Below are 20546 nucleotides of genomic sequence, written 5' to 3' on the forward strand. Positions count from 1 at the left end.
ACATGCAGCTTCCCGGACACCGGTACCCATCAGCGCGCGGCCTCTACGATCCCGCCAACGAACACGACTCCTGCGGTGTCGCGTTCGTGGTCGACATGCACGGCCGACGGAGCCGCGACATCGTCGACAAGGCGATCACGGCGCTGATCAATCTCGAACACCGCGGCGCTGCGGGTGCCGAGCCCAACACGGGTGACGGTGCCGGCATCCTGATCCAGGTCCCCGACGCGTTCTACCGCGCCGTGGTCGACTTCGATCTGCCGCCCGAGGGTTCCTATGCCACCGGTATCGCGTTCCTCCCGCAGGCGCGCGCCGCGTCCGCCGAGGCTGTCGCCGGGGTCGAGCGTGTCGTGACCGAGGAGGGCCTCGAGGTTCTCGGCTGGCGCGACATCGAGACGGACGACGCCTCCCTGGGCGCGCTGGCGCGCGACGCCATGCCGACGTTCCGCCAGCTGTTCGTCGCCGCTCCCGACCGTGCACTGTCCGGCATCGATCTCGAGCGCCGCGCGTTCGTCGTGCGCAAGCGCGTCGAGCACGAACTCGGCCTCGAAGGCCCCGGCAAGGACGGTCCCGGACGCGAGTCCGTGTACTTCCCGTCGCTGTCGCCGTCGACCATCGTCTACAAGGGCATGCTCACGACGCCGCAGCTGCGAGGCTTCTACCTCGATCTGCAGGACGAGCGCGTCGTCAGTGCCCTCGGTCTGGTGCACTCGCGCTTCTCCACCAACACGTTCCCCTCCTGGCCGCTGGCACACCCGTTCCGCCGGGTCGCGCACAACGGTGAGATCAACACCGTCACCGGCAACGAGAACTGGATGCGTGCCCGCGAGGCCCTCATCGAGTCGGACGTCTTCGGTGGCCCGGAGAAGCTCGAGAAGATCTTCCCGGTGAACACGCACGGAGCGTCGGACACCGCGCGCTTCGACGAGGTGCTGGAGTTCCTGCACCTCGGCGGTCGCAGCCTGCCGCACGCCGTGCTGATGATGATCCCCGAGGCGTGGGAGCACCACGACAAGATGGATCCGGCTCGCCGGGCGTTCTACCAGTACCACTCGACTCTGATGGAGCCGTGGGACGGACCGGCGTCGGTGTGCTTCACCGACGGCACCGTCATCGGCGCGGTCCTCGACCGCAACGGCCTGCGTCCGAGCCGTCTCTGGGTCACCGAGGACGGCCTGGTCATCATGGCGTCCGAGGTCGGCGTCCTCGACATCGAGCCGTCGAAGATCGTGCGTAAGGTTCGCCTGCAGCCCGGCCGCATGTTCCTGGTGGACACCGCGCAGGGCCGCATCGTCAGCGACGACGAGATCAAGGACGAGCTCGCCGCCGAGCACCCCTACCAGGAGTGGCTCGACGAGGGTCTCGTCGAGATCGACGACCTGCCCGAGCGCCCGCACGTCCACATGACGCACGACCGTGTGCTGATCCGTCAGCAGATCTTCGGCTACACCACCGAGGAACTGACCATGCTGGTCGCTCCCATGGCCAAGGCCGGCGCCGAGGCCATCGGGTCCATGGGCACCGACACGCCCGTCGCCGTGCTCTCGAACCGCCCGCGCATGCTGTTCGACTACTTCTCCCAGCTGTTCGCCCAGGTGACGAATCCGCCCCTGGACGCCATCCGGGAAGAGGTGGTCACCAGCCTCGGCGGCACCATCGGACCCGAGCGGGATCTCCTGCAGCCCAGTGCCGAAGCATGCCGGCAGATCGTGCTGAAGTCGCCGATCCTGCACAACGACGAGCTGGCGAAGCTGGTCCACATCAACGACGACGGCACCCAGGACGGACTGCGCTCCGTGGTGGTCCGCGGCCTCTACCCGGTCGCCGAAGGCGGTGAGGGACTACGTCGTTCGCTCGAGATCATTCGTTCGCAGGTCTCCGCGGCGATCGACGGCGGCGCGCGCATCGTCATCCTGTCCGACCGCGAGTCGAGCGAGCGGCTGGCACCGATTCCGTCGCTGCTGCTGACCTCGGCCGTGCATCACCACCTCGTCCGAGAGAAGACCCGCACCAAGGTGGGGCTGATCGTCGAGGCCGGTGACGCCCGCGAGGTCCACCACATGGCCACCCTCGTCGGCTTCGGTGCCGCAGCGGTCAACCCGTACATGGCGTTCGAGTCGATCGAGGACATGATCGATCGCGACACCCTGCAGGGCATCGACTACGACAGCGCCGTCAAGAACTACATCAAGGCCGCCGGCAAGGGTGTGCTGAAGGTGATGTCGAAGATGGGTATCTCGACGCTCGCCTCGTACACCGGCGCCCAGCTGTTCCAGGTCATCGGCCTGTCGCAGGCACTGGTCGACGAGTACTTCTACGGCGTGCAGTCGCCGCTCGGCGGCATCGACCTCGACCAGATCGCGGCCGACGTCGCGGTGCGTCACGGAGTCGCCTACCTGGACAACAAGTTCGAGCGCGCGCACCGCGAGCTCGAGACGGGCGGAGAGTACCAGTGGCGCCGCGAGGGCGAGTACCACCTGTTCAACCCGGACACGGTGTTCAAGCTCCAGCACGCGACCCGCACCGGTCAGTACTCCGTGTTCAAGGAGTACACCCGCATGGTGGACGACCAGTCCGAGCGGCTCGCGTCGCTGCGCGGCCTGTTCCGCTTCAAGACCGAGGGTCGCACCCCGATCCCGATCGACGAGGTCGAGTCGGCACGCGACATCGTCAAGCGCTTCTCCACGGGTGCGATGAGCTACGGCTCCATCTCGGCAGAGGCGCACGAGACGCTGGCCATCGCGATGAACCGCCTCGGTGGTCGCTCGAACTCGGGTGAGGGCGGCGAGGACACCGCACGCTTCCTCCCCGACGAGAACGGTGACTGGCGTCGGTCGGCCATCAAACAGGTCGCGTCGGGTCGTTTCGGTGTCACGTCGAACTACCTGACCAACTGCACCGACATCCAGATCAAGATGGCGCAGGGCGCCAAGCCCGGTGAGGGTGGCCAGCTTCCGGCGCACAAGGTGTACCCGTGGGTGGCCGAGGTGCGTCACTCGACGCCGGGTGTCGGCCTCATCTCGCCGCCCCCGCACCACGACATCTACTCGATCGAGGATCTGGCTCAGCTGATCCACGACCTGAAGAACGCCAACCCGTCGGCGCGCATCCACGTGAAGCTCGTCTCCGAGGTCGGTGTCGGTACGGTCGCCGCCGGTGTCTCCAAGGCGCACGCGGACGTGGTGCTCATCTCGGGCCACGACGGCGGCACGGGCGCCACCCCGTTGACGTCGGTCAAGCACGCCGGCGCACCGTGGGAGCTCGGCCTGGCCGAGACCCAGCAGACGTTGCTGCTCAACGGTCTTCGCGATCGCATCGTCGTGCAGGTCGACGGTCAGCTCAAGACCGGTCGCGACGTCATGGTCGCCGCGCTGCTCGGTGGTGAGGAGTTCGGCTTCGCCACCGCGCCGCTGGTGGTCTCGGGCTGCATCATGATGCGCGTCTGCCACCTCGACACCTGCCCGGTGGGCGTGGCGACGCAGAACCCACTGCTGCGCAAGCGGTTCGCCGGTCAGCCGGAGTTCGTCGAGAACTTCTTCCTGTACATCGCCGAGGAGGTCCGCGAGTACCTCGCCGAGTTCGGTTTCCGCACGCTCGACGAGGCCATCGGCCAGGTCGCGCTGCTGGACACCACCGCGGCGAAGGATCACTGGAAGGCGTCGAAGCTCGATCTGTCGCCGATCCTGGACGTCGCGGAGTCGGCGTTCATGAACCAGGATCTCTACTGCACCGGCACGCAGGACCACGCACTGGACAAGGCTCTCGACCAGCAACTCATCGCGCAGAGCCGCGAGGCACTGGACAAGGGCGAGAAGGTCGAGTTCTCGACGCGGATCACCAACGTGAACCGCACCGTGGGCACGATGCTCGGTCACGAGGTCACCAAGGCGTACGGCGAGGACGGTCTGCCGGAAGGCACGATCGACATCACCTTCACCGGATCGGCCGGTAACAGCTTCGGAGCGTTCGTGCCCAAGGGCATGACGCTGCGACTGCAGGGCGACGCCAACGACTTCGTCGGCAAGGGTCTGTCCGGTGGGCGGATCGTCGTACGCCCGTCGCTCCAGGCCAACTCGAGCTTCGTCGCCGAGAACAACATCATCGCCGGCAACGTGATCCTCTTCGGTGCCACCGAGGGTGAGGCGCTCATCCGCGGTGTCGTCGGTGAGCGGTTCGCCGTCCGTAACTCGGGCGCCGTCGCGGTGGTCGAGGGTGTCGGTGACCACGGGTGTGAGTACATGACCGGTGGCAAGGTCGTCATTCTCGGCGAGACCGGCCGCAACTTCGGTGCCGGCATGTCCGGCGGTGTGGCGTTCGTCTTCGACCCGAACTCGACGTTCGAGGACAACCTGAACACCGAGCTCGTCGACATCGAGGAGCTCCAGGGTGACGAGTTCGCGTGGCTCAAGGATGCGATCACGCGGCATCGTGACGAGACCGGGTCCGAGGTCGCCGAGCGCATCCTCGCGGACTGGTCGCAGCAGGTCAATCACTTCGTGAAGGTGATGCCCCGCGACTACAAGAAGGTACTGCTCGCGATCTCCGAGGCCGAGAAGAACGGCGCGGACGTGGACGAGGCGATCATGGAGGCAGCTCGTGGGTGATCCACAAGGATTTCTGAAGAACACGTCGCGGGAGCTCCCGTCGCGGCGTCCCGTCGACCTGCGCCTGATGGACTGGAAGGAGGTGTACGAGGACTTCTCCACGGACACCCTCCGCACCCAGGCCAGCCGGTGCATGGACTGTGGCATTCCGTTCTGCCACAACGGGTGCCCGCTCGGGAATTTGATTCCCGAGTGGAACGACCTGGTGTACAAGGACCGGTGGCGCGAGAGCATCGACCGGTTGCACGCCACCAACAACTTCCCGGAGTTCACGGGCCGGCTGTGCCCGGCCCCGTGTGAGGCGTCGTGCGTCCTGGGCATCAACCAGGACCCCGTGACCATCAAGCAGGTCGAGGTCGAGATCATCGATCGCGCCTTCGACGAGGGATGGGTCCAGCCCGTCTACCCGACGTACCTCACCGGCAAGAAGGTGGCCGTCGTCGGTTCCGGTCCCGCGGGTCTCGCTGCAGCGCAGCAGCTCACGCGTGCCGGCCACACCGTCACCGTGTTCGAGCGAGCGGATCGCATCGGCGGACTCCTGCGCTACGGCATCCCCGAGTTCAAGATGGAGAAGCGCCACATCGATCGCCGGTTGGCGCAGATGGAGGCCGAGGGCACCATCTTCCGCACCGGTGTCGATGTCGGTGTCGACATCACCGCGGACGAGCTCCGCGAGGAGTTCGACTCGGTCGTCCTGTCGGGTGGTGCCACCAAGGCCCGCGACCTCGAGGTCCCCGGCCGCGAGTACGGCGGCATCCATCAGGCGATGGAGTTCCTGCCCTGGGCCAACCGTGTTCAGCTCGGCGACGACGTCGTCGACCAGTACGGCCAGCCGCCCATCACGGCGAAGGGCAAGAAGGTCGTCATCATCGGCGGCGGCGACACCGGCGCGGACTGCCTCGGCACGTCGCACCGTCAGGGCGCGGTCAGCGTCCACCAGTTCGAGATCATGCCCCGCCCGCCGGAGGAGCGCGCCGGATCCACCCCGTGGCCGACGTACCCGCTGGTCTACCGCGTGTCCTCGGCTCACGAGGAGGGCGGCGAGCGCGTCTTCTCCGTCAACACGGAGCGCTTCACGGGCGAGAACGGCATGGTCACCGGACTCGACGCGCACGAGGTCGAGTTCAAGGACGGTCGCTTCGCCAAGGTCGAGGGGTCGGACTTCCACCTCGAGGCCGACATCGTGTTCCTCGCGATGGGCTTCACCGGACCCGAGAAGCCGGGCCTGCTCACCGATCTCGGGGTGAACCTCAACGAGCGCGGCAACGTGTCGCGGACCGACAAGTGGAACACCAACGTCGATGGCGTCTTCGTGGCCGGCGACATGGGCCGCGGTCAGTCGCTCATCGTGTGGGCCATCGCCGAGGGCCGCTCCTGCGCGTCCGCGGTCGATTCGTTCCTCATGGGAAAGACGGCGCTGCCCGCGCCGATCGTGCCCACCCAGGCACCCCAGCGGTAGCGAGCCCACACCCCCGGTACGAACAGAACACCCCCTGCAGCCTGCTGCAGGGGGTGTTCTGTGTCGGGAGTCGGTGCGTCAGCGCGCTCGACGGAACAGGACGGCGGCCGCGCTGCCGGCGATCAGCAGCGTGACGAGCGTGGCCCCGGACGCGGCGACGATGCCGTCCACGTACGCCTCGCGGGCGCGGGACGCGAGGTCGGGCCCGACGTCGGGTGACATCCGGCCGGCTTCGGCCAGGGTGCCGGCGAGCGTGCCGTCTCCGGACGTGTCGGCGGGCCCCAGCACCAGGCGGTACGTGGCCACGCTGATGGAGCCGAGCACGGCGATGCCCAGTGCCCCACCGAGTTCCGCGCCCGTCTCCGACACGGCACCGGCCGCGCCCGCCTTCTCCGGTGCCGCGGTGGCGAGCACCCGATCCGAGCCGAACGTCGTGCCGGTACCCACACCGAACGCAGCGATCACCATGCCGCACAGCAGGATCGCGAGCGTGGCGCCCGACCCGACGTCCGAGGGGAGGGCCACCGCACCGATCACGACGGCACCGACGAACATCACGGAGATGGCGCCGACGAGGATGACGGCCGGCGGGCGGCGCTTCATGATCAGGGGGGCCGTCAGTGAGGCGGTGGCCGTCGCGATCGCCGGGATCAGCGACCACAGTCCCGCCTCGAGGGTTCCGAGCCCCATGACGAGCTGAAGATACTGCGACAGCATCAGATTGAAGCCCGTGATGATGAAGACCGACACGAGGATGACGATCACCGCGACGGAGAACGCCGGGGTGCGGAACAGATCGAACTCGATGACGGGGTGCGTGCTCGCGCGTTGACGTCGCACGAACCACCAGCCGACCAGGAGCCCCACCGCGAGCGCGGCGGCCACCTGCCAGTCGAGGCCGTTCTGCGCGGCGTGCTTGAGCGCGTAGACGATACCGAGCATCGCGACGATCGAGGCGCCGACGGCGGGCAGGTCGAAGCGGCCGGGGTTCGGGTTCTTCGCCTCGGGCAGCATCACCGGCGCGGCGATCAGCAGGACCACCATGATCGGGATGTTGATGAGGAACACCGAGCCCCACCAGAAGTACTCGAGCAACGCGCCCGCGATGACCGGGCCGAACGAGCCACCGCCGGCGAATCCGGCCGTCCAGATTCCGATGGCGACACCGCGCTGCACGGGGTCGACGAAGAGCTTGCGCAGCAACGACAGTGTCGACGGCGCGAGGGTGGCGCCGCCGATTCCGAGAAGCACCCGCGAGGCGATGAGGGCCTCCGGGGTGTGCGAGAAGGCGGCGGCGACGGACGCGATGCCGAAGACGAGCGACCCGATCATGAGCAGCCGACGGGTGCCGATGCGGTCGCCGAGCGAGCCCATCGTGACCAGTAGGCCGGCGAGCATGAAGCTGTAGATGTCGAGGATCCACAGCTGCTGCGAGCTGCTCGGCTGGAGATCCTCGGTCAGCGAGGGCAGGGCGAGGTACAGGACCGACATGTCCATCGAGACGAGGACGATGGGGACGACGAGGACGGCGAGACCCCACCACTCGCGACGCCCCGCCCGTTCGGTGGCGGGCGTGTCGGTGCTGGTCATGCGTGATCCGTTCGAGAGTGCGTGTGGTGGTGCTCCGTGAGGGGAACACCCTGCATTGCAACACACGGAGCGGGTCGGAAAAGAATCCGCTCCAGCCGGTGAGAGGGAACGAACATGCGGGTGGCAGTACTGGGAACCGGAACGATGGGCGCGGGCATGGCGGGGTCTTTGCTCCGTGACGACCACGAGGTGACGGTGTGGAACCGCAACGCCGATCGCGCGGCGCCGCTGAAGGACCAGGGGGCGACCGTCGCGGACGATCCGGCGGCCTGCGTCGCCGACGCCGACGTGATCGTCACGATGCTCTACGACGAGTCGGCCACCGCGGACACGGCCACCACCTTCCTGTCAGCGGTGAAGGACGGCGCCGTGTGGGTCCAGTCCGCGACCGTCGGTCCGGCCGGCGCCCGACGGCTGGCCGATCTGGCGCAGCACCACGGGGTCGCCTTTCTCGACTGCCCGATGCTGGGGACCAAGGAGCCGGCGGAGTCGGGAAAGCTCACGGCGCTGGCCTCCGGACGCGCCGAGGCGCTCGAGTCGGTGCGCCCGGTGCTCGAGTCGATGACGGTGAAGATCGTGAACGCGGGGACGGAACCCGGCCGGGCGAGTGCGCTCAAACTGGCGTGCAACGCGATGGTGTCCACGCTCACGGCGGCCACGGCGCAGTCCCTCGCGATGGCGTCGGAACTGGGCCTGGAGCCCTCGCTCGTCCTCGAGGCGCTCGACGGTGGTCCGATCAACGCGCCGTACACACAGATGAAGGGCCGCTCGATGATCGAGCGCGACTTCACCCCGTCGTTCGGGATCGACGGCGTGGTCAAGGACGTCGACCTGATGATCGATGCGGTGGATCCGCGCACCTCCCGCCTGCTGCAGGCCGTGCGCAGTGCGTACGTGGACGCGAGCGTCGCGGGACACGGCGCCGACGATCTGGCGGCCGTCGTCACGGCCTTCGAGAACGACGAGGGGTTCCAGGGCTGAGTCGTCAGCGGGCAGTCGGGCGATAACCGACGCCCGCCGCCGCTCCTCGCCGTACGTTCGGGTGGACCGATGACGAACGAGCGAGACGAGAACGACGATGAGTGATCTGCACGTGGTGGCCACCATTCCGGTGACGGACGGCTTCGACGAGGTGCTGGAGGCGATGCGGCAGTTCGCCGTTCTCACGCGCGAGGAGGACGGCTGCCTGGAGTACGACGTCTACACCTCGAACGCGGCGCCCGACACCATCGTCACCGTCGAGGTGTGGCGGGACCAGGCGGCCCTCGACGGGCACATGGCGTCACCGCACATGGCCGACGTCATGGGTCGCCACGGCGCCAAGCTGGGCGCCCTGGCGATCCACCCGTTGACGCCCGCCTGAGTCAGGCGAGGCGCGGTTCGTCCCGGTAGGCCGCGCGGTCGTCCTCCGGGTCGGACCGGGCGACGAGCGAGTAGACGAGACCGGACACCGCGAGCAGGGCGACCATCACGAGGACGGCGAGCCAGCCGGTCGAGTCCATGGCGTCCGCCGCGATGCGCTCGAGCCCGGCGGCGAGCCACCCGACGGGCGTGAAGGACGCGGCCTTGCCGAAGACGGAGCTGTCGGGCGACCCCACCAGGGCTCCGCCTGCCAGGACCAGCTGGACGAGCAGCAGCACCAGGTTGATCGACTGGCCGACGGCACGGCCGAACGCCATCTGCACGGCGCCCGCCGCGGCGAGGAACGCCGCAGAACCCAGGAACAGGAAGACGATGCCGCCGAGGAGCGAGCCGAAGCTGAGACCGTCGCCGACGAACCAGTAGGCGATACCCGCAGCTGCGGTGACCGCGAGGGCCCCGAGGACGGGTGCGATGCGCGCCACGCGGTCCCGACGCGTCAGCAGGCGCATCAGGCTCACCGCGGCAGCCGCGGCCACGGCCACCAGTGCCGCGATCAGGTAGTAGTTCGACGGGGTGCTTCCCTGCACGACGAGGGTGGTCTGCGTCTGACCGTTCTCGTCGGTTGTCGTGGTCGCCGCTACTGCGTTGGCCGCGGGCAGCGAGGTCTGCGCGGTCTTCACGTTGGTCTGCAGGCTGCTGACGACGCCGCCGATCGGCTCGATGCCGGTCGTGATCTGGTCGGTGCCCGCCTTCAGCTGCTTGCCACCGTCGTCGAGCTGGATGATGCCGTCGTTCAGCTGGCCGGCGCCCGTGGAGAGCAGCGCGCTGCCGTCGACGGCGGTGTTCACGCCGGTGACGAACTCACTGGACGGATCGTCGAGCTGGAACGCGAGCAGGGCGGCGCCGTCGCGCAGCTGGTTGATCTGGGAGACGGTATCGGGGCCGATGCCTTGCGCGTTCAGCGTGTCGATGAGCTCACGCAGCTGCCGTGCCGCGTCGGTGGTGATCGGGTTGTTCAGCACCTCGATGCGGTTCGCGACGTCCGCGATGGACGAGGTGACCTGAGCCTGCTTCTCGCCGAGCGCCAGCAGGGGTGTCGTCAGCTGGTTCACGCCGCCGCTGATCTGCACGGCGCCGTCACCGAGCTGGCCCACTCCGCCCTGCAGCTGCACGAGTCCGCCTGCCAGCTGGGAGTTGCCGTCCGCGAGCTGCTGCGACCCGGAGCGCGCCTGCCCGAGGCCGTCGGAGAGCTGGGTGACTCCGTCGGTGAGCTGCGGCGCCGCGTCGGTCAGCTGAGTGAGTCCACCGCTGAGCAGGCTCAGGGGCAACTGCGTCTGGGTGAGAGCCGAGCGCGTCTTCGCCAGCGGGTCTCCCGCAGCGGGGGTGCCGCCGTCCGTGGCCTCGGAACCGTCTGCCGAGGTGGTGGTCTCGGAACTGCTCTGCGAGGCCAGGGGAACGACGTCGTTCCCGCTGAACGACGCGTAGAGGCCGGCCAGGAGCAGGGGGAGGGCGATCACGAGAACGACGATCACGGGCCGCGACAACGTGGCGACGAGACCCGAACGCGGGGCACCGTGTGCTGAGGGAGAAGTCATGATACTGCTCAGGCTAACCGGTGCCGACGCGCTCGACGGACCGTGCCGAGCGCCGATCGCGCCCGTAATGCCCGGTGACCTGCGCGATTAAGAAGTCGGTGAGGATCGTGCACGGTTCCGGGGGAGCAGATCCCACACGTGCTGCGTCTCGTTCACCGACGCTACCGTACGTCTGCCGCTGCGCGAGAACAGTATTCGCGTGACCGAGACGTAGTCGATCGGGAAGGTCAGAGGCATGGCGGTGCCGAGCAGATCCTGCAGGTGGACGTTGATCACCCCGCCGTGGGCGAAGACCGCGACCGTGTCCTCCGGCTCCGCGTCCCGCACCACCGAGGCGATGTCGTCGAACACCCGTCGGCGGAAGGCGTCGGCGTCCACCGCGCTCGGCAGATGCCCGGCCTTGATGCGCTCGAACTCGACGGGGAACTTCTCGCGCGCCTCCTCGATGGGGAGGTAACCCGGGAAGTCGCGGTCGTACTCGGCCAGACCATCGAGCACGTCCACCGGGAGTCCGGTGTCCGCGGCGAGCGGTTCCGCGGTCTGCCGGGCGCGCAGTTGTGGACTGCTGACGATGCGCGCGAGCCGATGGGCGCGCAGCCCGTCGGGCACGCGCGCGGCCTGCTCGAGTCCCAGCGGTGCGAGGGCGGGATCGGCATCCGCGTCGGAACGCAGCGGGAGAGCGTGGCGAATCAGCAGCAGTTGCACAGCGGCCACTGTCTCACGGTCACGAGAGCGTTCCGAGTTCTGCCACCAGCCGTGCCGGCGCCGTCCGCCGGAACGACATGTCGAGCAGTTCGTCGACCTCGGTCCAGTCGGGGGTCCCGATCGTCAGGTCGAGTCCCACCCAGCCGCTCGCCGCGGTGTACGCGGGCTCGAAGAATCGCTCGTCGTCCAGCAGCGCCGCTCGCTCGTCGGTGTCGGGCAGGACCTGCAGCGACCGATCCCAGCGGGTGGAGGGGTGATCCCCCTTCACCGTGGCGCCGTAGATCGCGAAGACCTTCGTGGTGCGGAAGTTCGGCCGGCCGTGGGAGACCTTCTCGGAGGCACCGGGCAGGCGTAGGGCTCGCTCCCGCACCCTGACCAACAACGGATCGTTGTCGCGGAATCGCACAGGATGCTCCATGACCGAGGAGACTAGGCCCTCGTCATCGAGCCGGGCGGTCGATCGCCATCACCACGTGGTCGGTGGGGTCGATCGGATTGTCCGGGGTGAGGTGGGCCTCGGCGACACGTCGGTACCCGGCCTTCTCGAGCGCCCGCCACGACGCGACGTTGCCCGTGGCCACCGGCACGACGACGCACGTCGCGCTCGGGTACCGCCGCCACGTGTCGGCCGTGAACTCGATCAGCACGCGGGTGCCGAGGCCGTGCCCGACGAGGTGCTCCTCGCCGATGAGGTAGTCGATGGTGACGGCCTCCGCGGGCACCGCCCAGAACGGCGCCAGCTCGTCGACGTACTCCGGGTAGTCGTGCCACCGGGCGCGCTGGAGCAGGCCGACGGGGGTTCCGTCGTCGAGAGCCAGCACGTCCTCGGACGGCTCCTCGCCGCGGGCGGACGCTCCGAAGTCGCGGGCGACGGCCTCGGCGGTGACCTCGTGGTTCCACCACCGCGCCACGTGCGGGTGCGACAACCAGCGCGCGAGCAGCGGGAAGTCGTCCTCGGTGACCCGCCGGAAGGTGATCACGATCAGCGCATGGACACGAGTTCGTGCACGTCGTCGTAGGGGAGCATCCCGTCCACCGTGGCCATGACCTGCATGCGGTCCAGAACGATGTACCCGTCGTGGTTGTCGAGGAACGCGGTGTCGGACGCGTCCCGCCCGGTGGCGATGCGCACGAGGCTCTGCCGTGGGGCCAGCCGGGTCGCGTCGACGACGCGCCAGACGCCGTCGACGTAGGCCTCCGCGACCGCGTGGAAGTCCATCGGGTCGCAGCCGGGCGCGTAGACCGCGACGAGGCGGGCCGGCACCGTCATCGCCCGCAGCAACGCGACGACGAGATGCGTGTAGTCGCGGCAGACTCCGCTACCCGCGAGGAGGGTGTCGGTGGCGCCGTCGATGGGGTCACTGCTGCCGGGAACGTAGCGCAGACGGCGGCCGACCCAGGCGGAGACGCGCTCGAGCACGTCGGCGTCGGAGGTGTAGCGCCCGAACTCGGTCTCGGCGAAGCCCAGGAACTTGTCCGACTCGCTGTAGCGGCTCGGCCGCAGGTAGACCGACAGGTCCCGCTCGACCACCGGGGCGGGATCCGCCTCGCCTTCCACGCGGGCGCGGTAGTCGACGACGAGTTGCCCACGCCCACAATCGAATCGGTGGATGCGCCCGCCGGTCTCCGCGCGGATCACCGTGGGCGTGATCTCCTCGCCGTCGAGCCGGAACGACAGCGACTCGGTGACCGTCGTCCCCGGTAGTTCGGCGACCGCGATCTGGAACTCGAGGTTGCTGGGGTCGACGACGGTCACGTCGAGGTGGGCAGATACGTCACGCGTCACTCCCGCATGATGCCACCGGTCACGGCCGGAAGATCGCCCGGACGCAGTTGTCCGCCTTCTCCTTGAAGATCGCGTACCCCGCGGGTGATTCCTCGAGCGACATGTCGTGCGTGATCAGGAATGTCGGGTCCAGCTCGCCGGACTGCAGGTGGTCCAGAAGGCGCGGGACGTACCGCTGTCCGTGCTGCTGTGCGGAGCGCAGCGTGAGGCCCTTGTTCATGACCAGACCCATGGGGAACTTGTCGGTGACACCGTAGACGCCGAGCACCGAGACGACGCCGCCCTTGCGGACCGTCCGGATCGCCTCCCGCAGCGCCGTCGCGCGGTCGCTCTCGAGGCGCAGCGCCTGCTTCGCCTTGTCGTAGATCTGGCCGACACCGGTGCCGTGGCCCTCCATGCCGACGGCCTCGATCACCGCGTCGGGTCCGCGGCCGCCGGTCATCTCGCGGATCTCGTCGGTGACGCTGTCCGAGGCGGTGTAGTCGACGGTCTCGGCACCGATCTCGTCGCGCGCCATGGCCAGTCGCTCCGGAATCCGGTCGACGACGATCACGCGGCCGGCCCCCATCAGCTGTGCACTGCGCGCCGCCATCAGGCCGACGCCTCCCGCTCCCCACACGGCGATCGTCTCCCCGCCGGTGATCGAGCAGAAGTCCGCACCCATGTACCCGGTGGGAATCGCGTCCGAGGCGAACAGCGCCTGCTCGTCGGTGACGCCGTCGGGAACGGCGAAGCAGTTCTGATCGGCGAACGGCACGCGAATGTACTGCGCGTGCGACCCCTGGTAGCCGCCGAACGGATGCGTATAGCCGTAGATGCCGCCGGTGGGATAGCCCATGATCGGTCGCTGCAGATCCGCGTTCGGGTTGGTGGTGTCGCACAGCGAGTACTGGTCGTGGTCGCAGTACCAGCAGTTGTTGCACGCGATGAACGACGGCACCACCACGCGGGATCCCACACTCGTGGCCGTCACCTCCGCGCCGACCTCGACGACACGGCCCATGAACTCGTGGCCGATGACGTCGCCCTCCCGCATGCCGGGGAGGTAGCCGCTCAGGAAGTGCAGGTCGGACCCGCACGTCGTCGTCACCGACACCTCCAGAACGGCGTCGTGGGGATTGACGATCACAGGATCGTCCACGGTCTCGACGGACAGGGTGTTCACGCCGGTCCAGCAGAGTGCACGCACGTCGGTCTCCTACTTCTCGCCCGGTCGGGCGGACGGGGTGGGAACCAGCGTGGGTATCTCGCCGGTCTGCAGCAGGGCTCGGGCTCGATAGAGCACCTTGAAGGCCGCGACCCGTGCCGCGACGTCGGGGAGGGGGAGACCGAGCTCCAGCGTCACCTCGGTCCCGAGGTCGAGCGGAGCCTCGGCGAAGCGCACGACAGCGAGGTCGCCGCTGTCGTCGCGGCGGGTGAACCGCACTCCGTGGTCGTCGGCCGACCGCGTGGTCTCCACCGCGACGGCGACGTCGTTCCCGTCGGAGACGGTCCACGTGACCACGTCCCCGCCGTCGTCCGACACCGAGGCGATGTCGCCCAGGACGCGGGACAACTGCGGGGTGTCCGTCCAGAAGGCGCGCGCGGTGGGAACGTCCACGGCGATGGTCAGGGTCACGGGCCCGGCGGACTCGGTCTCACCGCGGCCGGTCACCTTCTGCACTGCGGGGTTCTGCAGCGCAGTCTCGGCTGCCGCCTTCACCGCGTTGCGCGCTGTCTCGACGATGCTCACGTCCACCACTCCTCAGGTCTGCGTGGCGGGCGCATACCCGAGGATGAGTGAGGAAAACGTCGCGGAATCCTTCTCTGTCCGCCGGCTGCTGGCCTGGCGGCACCTGAAGTGAAAGTGAGGCCGTCGGCCCCGCTCACACGCCGCTCCCCGAGCTGCCACTTCTCCCGCTACCAGGAGAAGTGTCATGACCCTGAGACACGAGCGCGTTCGTGACGCCGGTGAAGTCCCGTCACGCCACGACCAGCAGTCGATGAAGGCCGCGGTACCAGCGCTGGCCGGTCTGTCGCGGTCAGGTCGGATCGACCGCTGAGATGCACACGGTTCGGACGCTGCGTCACGCCGTGGTGCGAGTCAGCTCGTCCTGCGCCGTCGGGCCCGCGCCCAGTGCCCACCGGATGGCGGTGGTGACGGCGATGCCGCTCGCGCGCACGGCGGTGGCCTCGGTGATCGGCAGGTAGGGCAACCGGAGGGGGAAGCGGGTCCACCGCGGCATCATCGACACCGCCACCGACGACAGCAGACCGTAGGCGGGGCGTACTGCCAACGGGATCGGTGGGTTGAGCAGGATGAAGCGGGCGGTGCGACGTGCTGCGGGAGTGCCGCGCAGTTCGGGCCGGTACATCGCCAGCATCTCGTTCAGCTCGTCGACCGTCTCGGGCACGTCCTCGGCGCCGAGCCCGCGAGCGACCCAGGCCGACTCCCGGACGTAGGCGTCGCGGCCGCCGGCATCGAGAGGTCGGGCACCGTAACGATCGTGCGCGCGCAGGAAGCTGTCGATCTCCGCGACGTGGACCCACCGCAGCAGGTGCGGATCCGACGCGGCGTACGGCCGCCCGTCCGGCGCGACTCCCGTGATGCGCTTGTGCACGGCGCGCACGATTCGCACGGCGCGCTCCGCGTCCTCGATGGTGCCGAACGTGGTCTCGGCGAGGAACGTGCTGGTGCGTTGCAGACGGCCCCACGGGTCGCCGCGGTAGCCGGAGTACTCGTCCACGGCAGCCATCGCCAGCGGGTGCAACGACTGCAGGAGCAGGGCGCGCATTCCGCCGACGAACATCGACGCATCGGCGTGGACGCGCTGGATCGCCGAATCGGGGCCGTACCGACGCGGCCCCTCGGCCAGGTGGATCCGGTCGCGTCGAGCGGGGCCCTCGTCGCCCGCGACCCGCGCGAAGATGGTCTCGCCCACTCGGGTCTGGACCGTGCGCAGAGGATTCATCTCTCCAGTGTGCGCTCGCGCGGCGTTCAGCCGGTGGAGACAGTTCTCACCAGCGCCGCGACTCGCCGGGGCTGATCGATCATGGCGTGGTGGTGCGACGGGGACACCACGGCGAAGCGGCCGCCGAGGTAGCGGGCCAGACGCTGCTGGCGCCGCAACCACTGCGCTCCCCACGGGGTCCGTCGTCCCGTGTGCGCGGCGGCCACGATGACGGGGACGGACGGAACGGGCGTCGCGCGGCGCAGGCGGTTCAATTCGAGGGCCATGTCGGCGTACACCGCGTACTCGATCGCGGCGGCCTCCAGATAGGAGGGATCGCGGTAGATGCGGCGGAGATCGTCGACCCGGTCGGGCGCGTACCCGTCCGGGGGAACGGCCTGCGTCAGGACGTGGCGCACCGGATCGGCGAGCAACCGTTGCAGACCGGCGGCCGAGACGATGCGGGCGATCACGCGGGTCACCGGAATGCGGATGCGCGGCGGCACCAGGGCCGACGGCGACTTCTCGACGCTCGAGTCGAGCAGCACGAGCGCCGCCGTGCGCGCGGGGTACGACCGCGCGAAGCCCTCGACGTAGAAGCCGGCCATCGAGTGCCCCACCAGGACCACGGGGTCCGTCATCGCGAGGGCGTCCAGGACGGCGAGGATGCGATCGGCCTCCTCGTGCACCGTCGGCACCCGGTCCGGAGGCAGCGGTTCACTGTCGCCGAAGCCCGGTCGATCGATGGCCACCGTCGTGTGGCCGGCCGCCACCAGCAGCGCGGACACGTCGATCCAGTCGTGCCACGTCGAGGCGAGCCCCCCGCACAGCACGACGACCGGGGCGGGCGCCGCCGCCGCGTCAGGACGGGAGACCACCACGTGCACGGCGGTCCCCAGTACGTCGACGACCACCTCGCCGTTCGGTTTCATGTGAAACATTCAGCTCCGCGGCTTGGCCAACGGGAACGCGAGGGTCTCGCGGATCGACCCGCCCGTGATGAGCATGACCACCCGGTCGACACCCATTCCGAGGCCACCGGTCGGCGGCATGCCGTGCTCGAGCGCCTGGAGGAAGTCCTCGTCCAGTTCCATCGCCTCGGGATCACCGCCCGCGGCGAGCATCGACTGCGCGGTGAGACGAGCGCGTTGGTCCACGGGGTCGGTCAACTCGCTGTACGCGGTGCCCAACTCGACCCCCCACGCCACCAGATCCCACTTCTCGGCGACGCCCGCGATGCTGCGGTGGGGCCGGGTCAACGGGGACATCGACGTGGGAAAATTGGTGTAGAACGTCGGGAACTCGGTGAAGTCCTCGACGAGGTGCTCGTACATCTCCTGCGCCACGGCCCCCTCGTCCCAGGTCGACTGATACGGGACGTCGTGCAGATCGCACAGCCGCTGCAGCTCCGCGAGCGGTGTGTCGGGCCGGACGTCGGCACCGATCTTCTCCGCGACGGCGCCGTGCATGGTCTTCACCGGCCACTCGCCGGAGATGTCGATCTCCGTCATGGTGCCGTCCTCGGCCGGCCGGTAGATCACCTCGCGGCCGTGCGCGGCCACGGCGGCGCGCTGGATCAGCTCCCGGCACAACACCATCGCGCGCTCGTAGTCGCTGTGCGCCTCGTAGGCCTCGAGGATCGTGAACTCCGGATTGTGCTTGAAGTCGGCGCCCTCGTTGCGGAACACGCGACCGATCTCGAAGACCCGCTCCATGCCGCCGACGCACAGCCGCTTGAGGTACAGCTCCGGCGCGATACGGAGGTAGAGATCGAGGTTGTAGGCATTGATGTGCGTGAGGAAGGGTGCCGCGTTCGCGCCGCCGTGAATCTGTTGCAGGATCGGCGTTTCCACCTCCATGTATCCGCGGTCGCCCAACGTGTCGCGCAGCGACTTCACCACCGCGCTGCGGGCACGCATGAGGGCGCGCGCCTGCGGATTGATCTCCATGTCGACGTAGCGCTGACGCACCCGCGCCTCGGGATCGGTGAGCCCGCGGAACTTGTCGGGCAGCGGGTGCAGCGATTTCGCGTTCATGCGCCAGTCGCTCACCAGCAGCGCGAGCGCTCCGGTGCGACTGCGACCGACCACTCCCGTGCAGGAGATCAGGTCGCCCAGGTCGAAATCGGAGGTGAAGCGTCGCAACCGATCTCGATCGATGCGCTCGCTGTCGAGGAGGATCTGCAGGTCCCCGCTCCAGTCGCGCACGAGGCCGAAGACGACGCCGCCGTAGTCGCGGATGCGCAGCAGGCGACCGGACACGCGCACGGTGGTGCCCTCCGGGGCGTTCGCCGCGGCGTCCACGGTGTGGGTGGGCGGATGCGCGACGGGGTAGGCGTCGACGCCGTCCGCGGAGAGCCTGTCCAGCTTGGACATCCGCACCCGGACCTGTTCCGGCCGTCGCCGGCCGGGCAGCGTGTCGACGGGTGTGTCGTCGGGCTCGCTCCCGTCGGCGTGCAGCGTGCCGTCGGCCAGCAGCGCGGCGGGAACAGCCTGTCGGGTGCCGGTGTGAGTGCGTGCACCGAGGCCCGGCAGCGTGAGGAAGCCCTCCGCGATGGCCGATGCGGTACCCACCTTCGGCAGATCGCGGTTGTCCTCGAAGCACAGGTACCGCGGTACCCACTCGGGCTGGTACTTGAGGTTCGATCGGTACAGCGCCTCGAGCTGCCACCATCGCGAGAAGAACACGAGCGTCGAACGCCACAGGCGCAGAACAGGTCCCGCACCGATGCGGCCGCCCGCCTCGAACACGGAGCGGAAGACGGCGAAGTTCAGGGACACCTTGGTGATGCCCACGGTGTCCGAGCGGGACGCGAGCTCGGAGACCATGAGCTCGACGGTGCCGTTGGGTGAGGCGGGATCACGGCGCATGAGGTCGAGCGATGCTCCGCTCGCGCCCCAGGGCACGAGGGAGAGGGTGCCGACGACGCGGTCGTCCGCATCGAGCACGGCCTCGACGAGCAGGCAGTCGCCGTCGAGAGGGTCGCCGAGGCGCCCGAGTGCCATGGAGAACCCGCGTTCGGTCTCGGTGTCACGCCAGCGGTCGGCACGCTCGACGATGCCCGGCCACTCGTCCTCGGGGATGTCGCGATGCCGTCGGATGCGCACCGTCACGCCCTTGCCGCGCGCCCGATTGACCGCTTGGCGCACCGGGCGCATGTCGGGTCCGTTCAGGCTGAACGAGCGGGTCTGCAAGATCGCCTCGTCGCCGAGTTCGAGCACGGCGAGTCCCGCCCGCCGGAACGCGGCGGCACCGGTCTCGCTCGCTCCCATCACCGCCGGGGCCCACCCGTACCGAGACGACATCTCGAGCCACGCCTCGATCGCGTGAGGCCAGGACTCCTCGAGGCCGATGGGATCGCCGCTGGCGAGGCACACTCCGACCTCGACGCGATAGGTGATGGCGGCCTTGCCGTTCGGTGCGAAGACCACCGCCTTGTCGCGGCGGGTGGCGAAGTAGGCCAACGAGTCGTCGTGGCCGGAGCGGGCGATGAGTCCGCGTAGCGCCGACTCGTCCGTGCCGGTGAGGGCATTGCTCGCACGCTGCGAGCGGAACAGTGTCACCACCGCCGCGGCGAGGGCGACGAAGGCGAGCAGTCCCAGAAGAAAGTTGAGGAATCCGTGTGGTCGGCCGCTGAACTGCTCGTTGTCCACCAGTGCCAGGCCGGCCACTCGGTTGAGTGACCACAGGAAGGTCTCGTTCCGCGGCAGCGAACCCGGGAAGGCCTCGAGCAGCGCCCAGCCGGCGAGGATGCCGACGATCAGACCGGTGACGAGAACACCGAGTGCCTTCCATCCGGCGCCGCGTCGGACCTTGGTGTCGAACTCGGTGCGGGAGGCGAGCAGCAGTGCGAGCACCGCGACCTGCAGGACGAGTCCGATCCAGGACCCGACGCTGCCGGGATCGTCCACCAGGGTCGATACGTTCACCACCGCGGATCCGGCCGTGTAGAGAAGAGCGATCCACCACGCGACGCGTTTGCGCGTCGACAGCGCCGCGGCGACCAGCGCGACCACGAAGCCGTAGGACAGGCTCGTGTCGGGAGCGTCGATGACGTACGAGTCGAGCCACTCGCGGGGTACGTGGACGAGGGCTCGGAGCGCGGGTGACAGGCTCCACAGGAGGACCAGCGTCGCGTAGACACCGAGCACGAGGCCGACGTGGTGCGGCACCTGCCGCAGGCGCCCCTTGTGGCGCGACCGGCGATCGGCGCGGGCGACGCGGGACGCGTCGGACAAGCCTGACGGGGACGGTGATGCAGTGCCCGCGGCGGATGCCGCCGGGGTCGCCTGTGTGGCCATGATCGAGCGCCTCCTGCCGGGACCGTGGATGACGGGACGAGCCCGTGCTCCGCAGGACACAGGCTGTGACAGACAACTATGCAGCGTTCGATGCCGCCGCGCGCCCTGTGCTGCGCGGCGGGTCGTCACGAAGGGCCGGGAACCGGAACGACGTCGGGTTCGTTGGCCGGGCAGCACCGATCCGAATACGGATGAATCGGGCGAAACGAGAAGG

At 68.9% G+C, this 20546-nt stretch carries 15 protein-coding genes; 4 read left to right on the top strand and 11 right to left on the bottom strand.

The window, feature by feature from the left end; genetic code table 11:
* Positions 1–2 precede the first annotated feature (2 nt).
* Entirely contained in the window at positions 3–4604 is a 4602-nt protein-coding gene (gene gltB, locus HQ306_RS15935) for a glutamate synthase large subunit (protein WP_222632497.1), read from the top strand.
* Complete coding sequence (locus HQ306_RS15940; protein ID WP_222632499.1) at positions 4597–6063, top strand: glutamate synthase subunit beta; 1467 nt, start codon at positions 4597–4599, stop codon at positions 6061–6063. Before gltB ends, HQ306_RS15940 begins: the two co-directional genes overlap by 8 nt.
* A gap of 78 nt (positions 6064–6141) precedes the next feature.
* Here the strand turns inward: HQ306_RS15940 and HQ306_RS15945 are convergent, their stop codons facing one another.
* Positions 6142–7653 (bottom strand): MFS transporter, encoded by a 1512-nt coding sequence (locus HQ306_RS15945; RefSeq protein ID WP_027505920.1) that lies wholly within the window; start codon positions 7651–7653, stop codon positions 6142–6144.
* A gap of 114 nt (positions 7654–7767) precedes the next feature.
* Here HQ306_RS15945 and HQ306_RS15950 point away from each other — a divergent pair, with 114 nt between their 5' ends.
* Together HQ306_RS15950 and HQ306_RS15955 are read left to right on the top strand one after the other, a co-directional pair.
* A complete protein-coding gene (locus tag HQ306_RS15950; RefSeq protein ID WP_222632501.1) occupies positions 7768–8634 on the top strand; it encodes an NAD(P)-dependent oxidoreductase in 867 nt (288 codons plus the stop codon).
* 97 nt (positions 8635–8731) lie between these two features.
* Positions 8732–9016: a putative quinol monooxygenase gene (locus tag HQ306_RS15955; RefSeq protein ID WP_027505918.1), complete on the top strand. Its 285-nt coding sequence runs from the start codon at positions 8732–8734 to the stop codon at positions 9014–9016.
* 1 nt (position 9017) lies between these two features.
* On the opposite strand, the gene HQ306_RS15960 is transcribed toward HQ306_RS15955, so the two are convergent.
* The 10 genes from HQ306_RS15960 to lysX form a co-directional block, all read right to left on the bottom strand.
* The gene (locus tag HQ306_RS15960) at positions 9018–10610 is read right to left on the bottom strand and encodes a phage infection protein (RefSeq protein WP_222632503.1); all 1593 of its coding nucleotides are present in this window, start codon (positions 10608–10610) and stop codon (positions 9018–9020) included.
* Positions 10611–10697: 87 nt separating this feature from the next.
* Complete coding sequence (locus tag HQ306_RS15965) at positions 10698–11315, bottom strand: histidine phosphatase family protein (protein ID WP_222632505.1); 618 nt, start codon at positions 11313–11315, stop codon at positions 10698–10700.
* 19 nt (positions 11316–11334) lie between these two features.
* Positions 11335–11733 (bottom strand): MmcQ/YjbR family DNA-binding protein, encoded by a 399-nt coding sequence (locus HQ306_RS15970; protein ID WP_222632507.1) that lies wholly within the window; start codon positions 11731–11733, stop codon positions 11335–11337.
* Between the two features lie 22 nt (positions 11734–11755).
* Positions 11756–12295 (bottom strand): GNAT family N-acetyltransferase, encoded by a 540-nt coding sequence (locus tag HQ306_RS15975; RefSeq protein ID WP_222632511.1) that lies wholly within the window; start codon positions 12293–12295, stop codon positions 11756–11758.
* Positions 12296–12297: 2 nt separating this feature from the next.
* A complete protein-coding gene (locus HQ306_RS15980; RefSeq protein WP_027505913.1) occupies positions 12298–13101 on the bottom strand; it encodes a transglutaminase family protein in 804 nt (267 codons plus the stop codon).
* Positions 13102–13120: 19 nt separating this feature from the next.
* Positions 13121–14290 (bottom strand): zinc-dependent alcohol dehydrogenase, encoded by a 1170-nt coding sequence (locus HQ306_RS15985; RefSeq protein ID WP_222632513.1) that lies wholly within the window; start codon positions 14288–14290, stop codon positions 13121–13123.
* Between the two features lie 9 nt (positions 14291–14299).
* Complete coding sequence (locus HQ306_RS15990; protein ID WP_222632515.1) at positions 14300–14833, bottom strand: hypothetical protein; 534 nt, start codon at positions 14831–14833, stop codon at positions 14300–14302.
* Between the two features lie 334 nt (positions 14834–15167).
* Positions 15168–16052 (bottom strand): oxygenase MpaB family protein, encoded by an 885-nt coding sequence (locus tag HQ306_RS15995; RefSeq protein ID WP_222632517.1) that lies wholly within the window; start codon positions 16050–16052, stop codon positions 15168–15170.
* Positions 16053–16078: 26 nt separating this feature from the next.
* Positions 16079–16963: an alpha/beta fold hydrolase gene (locus HQ306_RS16000; protein ID WP_261770429.1), complete on the bottom strand. Its 885-nt coding sequence runs from the start codon at positions 16961–16963 to the stop codon at positions 16079–16081.
* A gap of 9 nt (positions 16964–16972) precedes the next feature.
* Positions 16973–20332 carry a bifunctional lysylphosphatidylglycerol synthetase/lysine--tRNA ligase LysX gene (gene lysX / locus HQ306_RS16005; RefSeq protein WP_222632521.1) on the bottom strand — a complete coding sequence of 1120 codons (3360 nt, stop codon included), beginning with the start codon at positions 20330–20332 and terminating at the stop codon, positions 16973–16975.
* Between the last annotated feature and the right edge of the window lie 214 nt (positions 20333–20546).

Source organism: Rhodococcus sp. BP-160 (assembly GCF_019836205.1).
In the GTDB taxonomy this organism is placed as follows: Bacteria; Actinomycetota; Actinomycetes; order Mycobacteriales; family Mycobacteriaceae; genus Rhodococcoides.

Excerpts from the sequence above, each read along its gene's own strand:
- gltB (WP_222632497.1), top strand. The coding sequence starts at position 3 with ATGCAGCTTCCCGGACACCGGTACCCATCAGCGCGCGGCCTCTACGAT.
- HQ306_RS15945 (WP_027505920.1), bottom strand. The coding sequence starts at position 7,653 with ATGACCAGCACCGACACGCCCGCCACCGAACGGGCGGGGCGTCGCGAG.
- HQ306_RS15950 (WP_222632501.1), top strand. The coding sequence starts at position 7,768 with ATGCGGGTGGCAGTACTGGGAACCGGAACGATGGGCGCGGGCATGGCG.
- HQ306_RS15955 (WP_027505918.1), top strand. The coding sequence starts at position 8,732 with ATGAGTGATCTGCACGTGGTGGCCACCATTCCGGTGACGGACGGCTTC.
- HQ306_RS15960 (WP_222632503.1), bottom strand. The coding sequence starts at position 10,610 with ATGACTTCTCCCTCAGCACACGGTGCCCCGCGTTCGGGTCTCGTCGCC.
- HQ306_RS15970 (WP_222632507.1), bottom strand. The coding sequence starts at position 11,733 with ATGGAGCATCCTGTGCGATTCCGCGACAACGATCCGTTGTTGGTCAGG.
- HQ306_RS15995 (WP_222632517.1), bottom strand. The coding sequence starts at position 16,052 with ATGAATCCTCTGCGCACGGTCCAGACCCGAGTGGGCGAGACCATCTTC.
- HQ306_RS16000 (WP_261770429.1), bottom strand. The coding sequence starts at position 16,963 with ATGAAACCGAACGGCGAGGTGGTCGTCGACGTACTGGGGACCGCCGTG.
- lysX (WP_222632521.1), bottom strand. The coding sequence starts at position 20,332 with ATGGCCACACAGGCGACCCCGGCGGCATCCGCCGCGGGCACTGCATCA.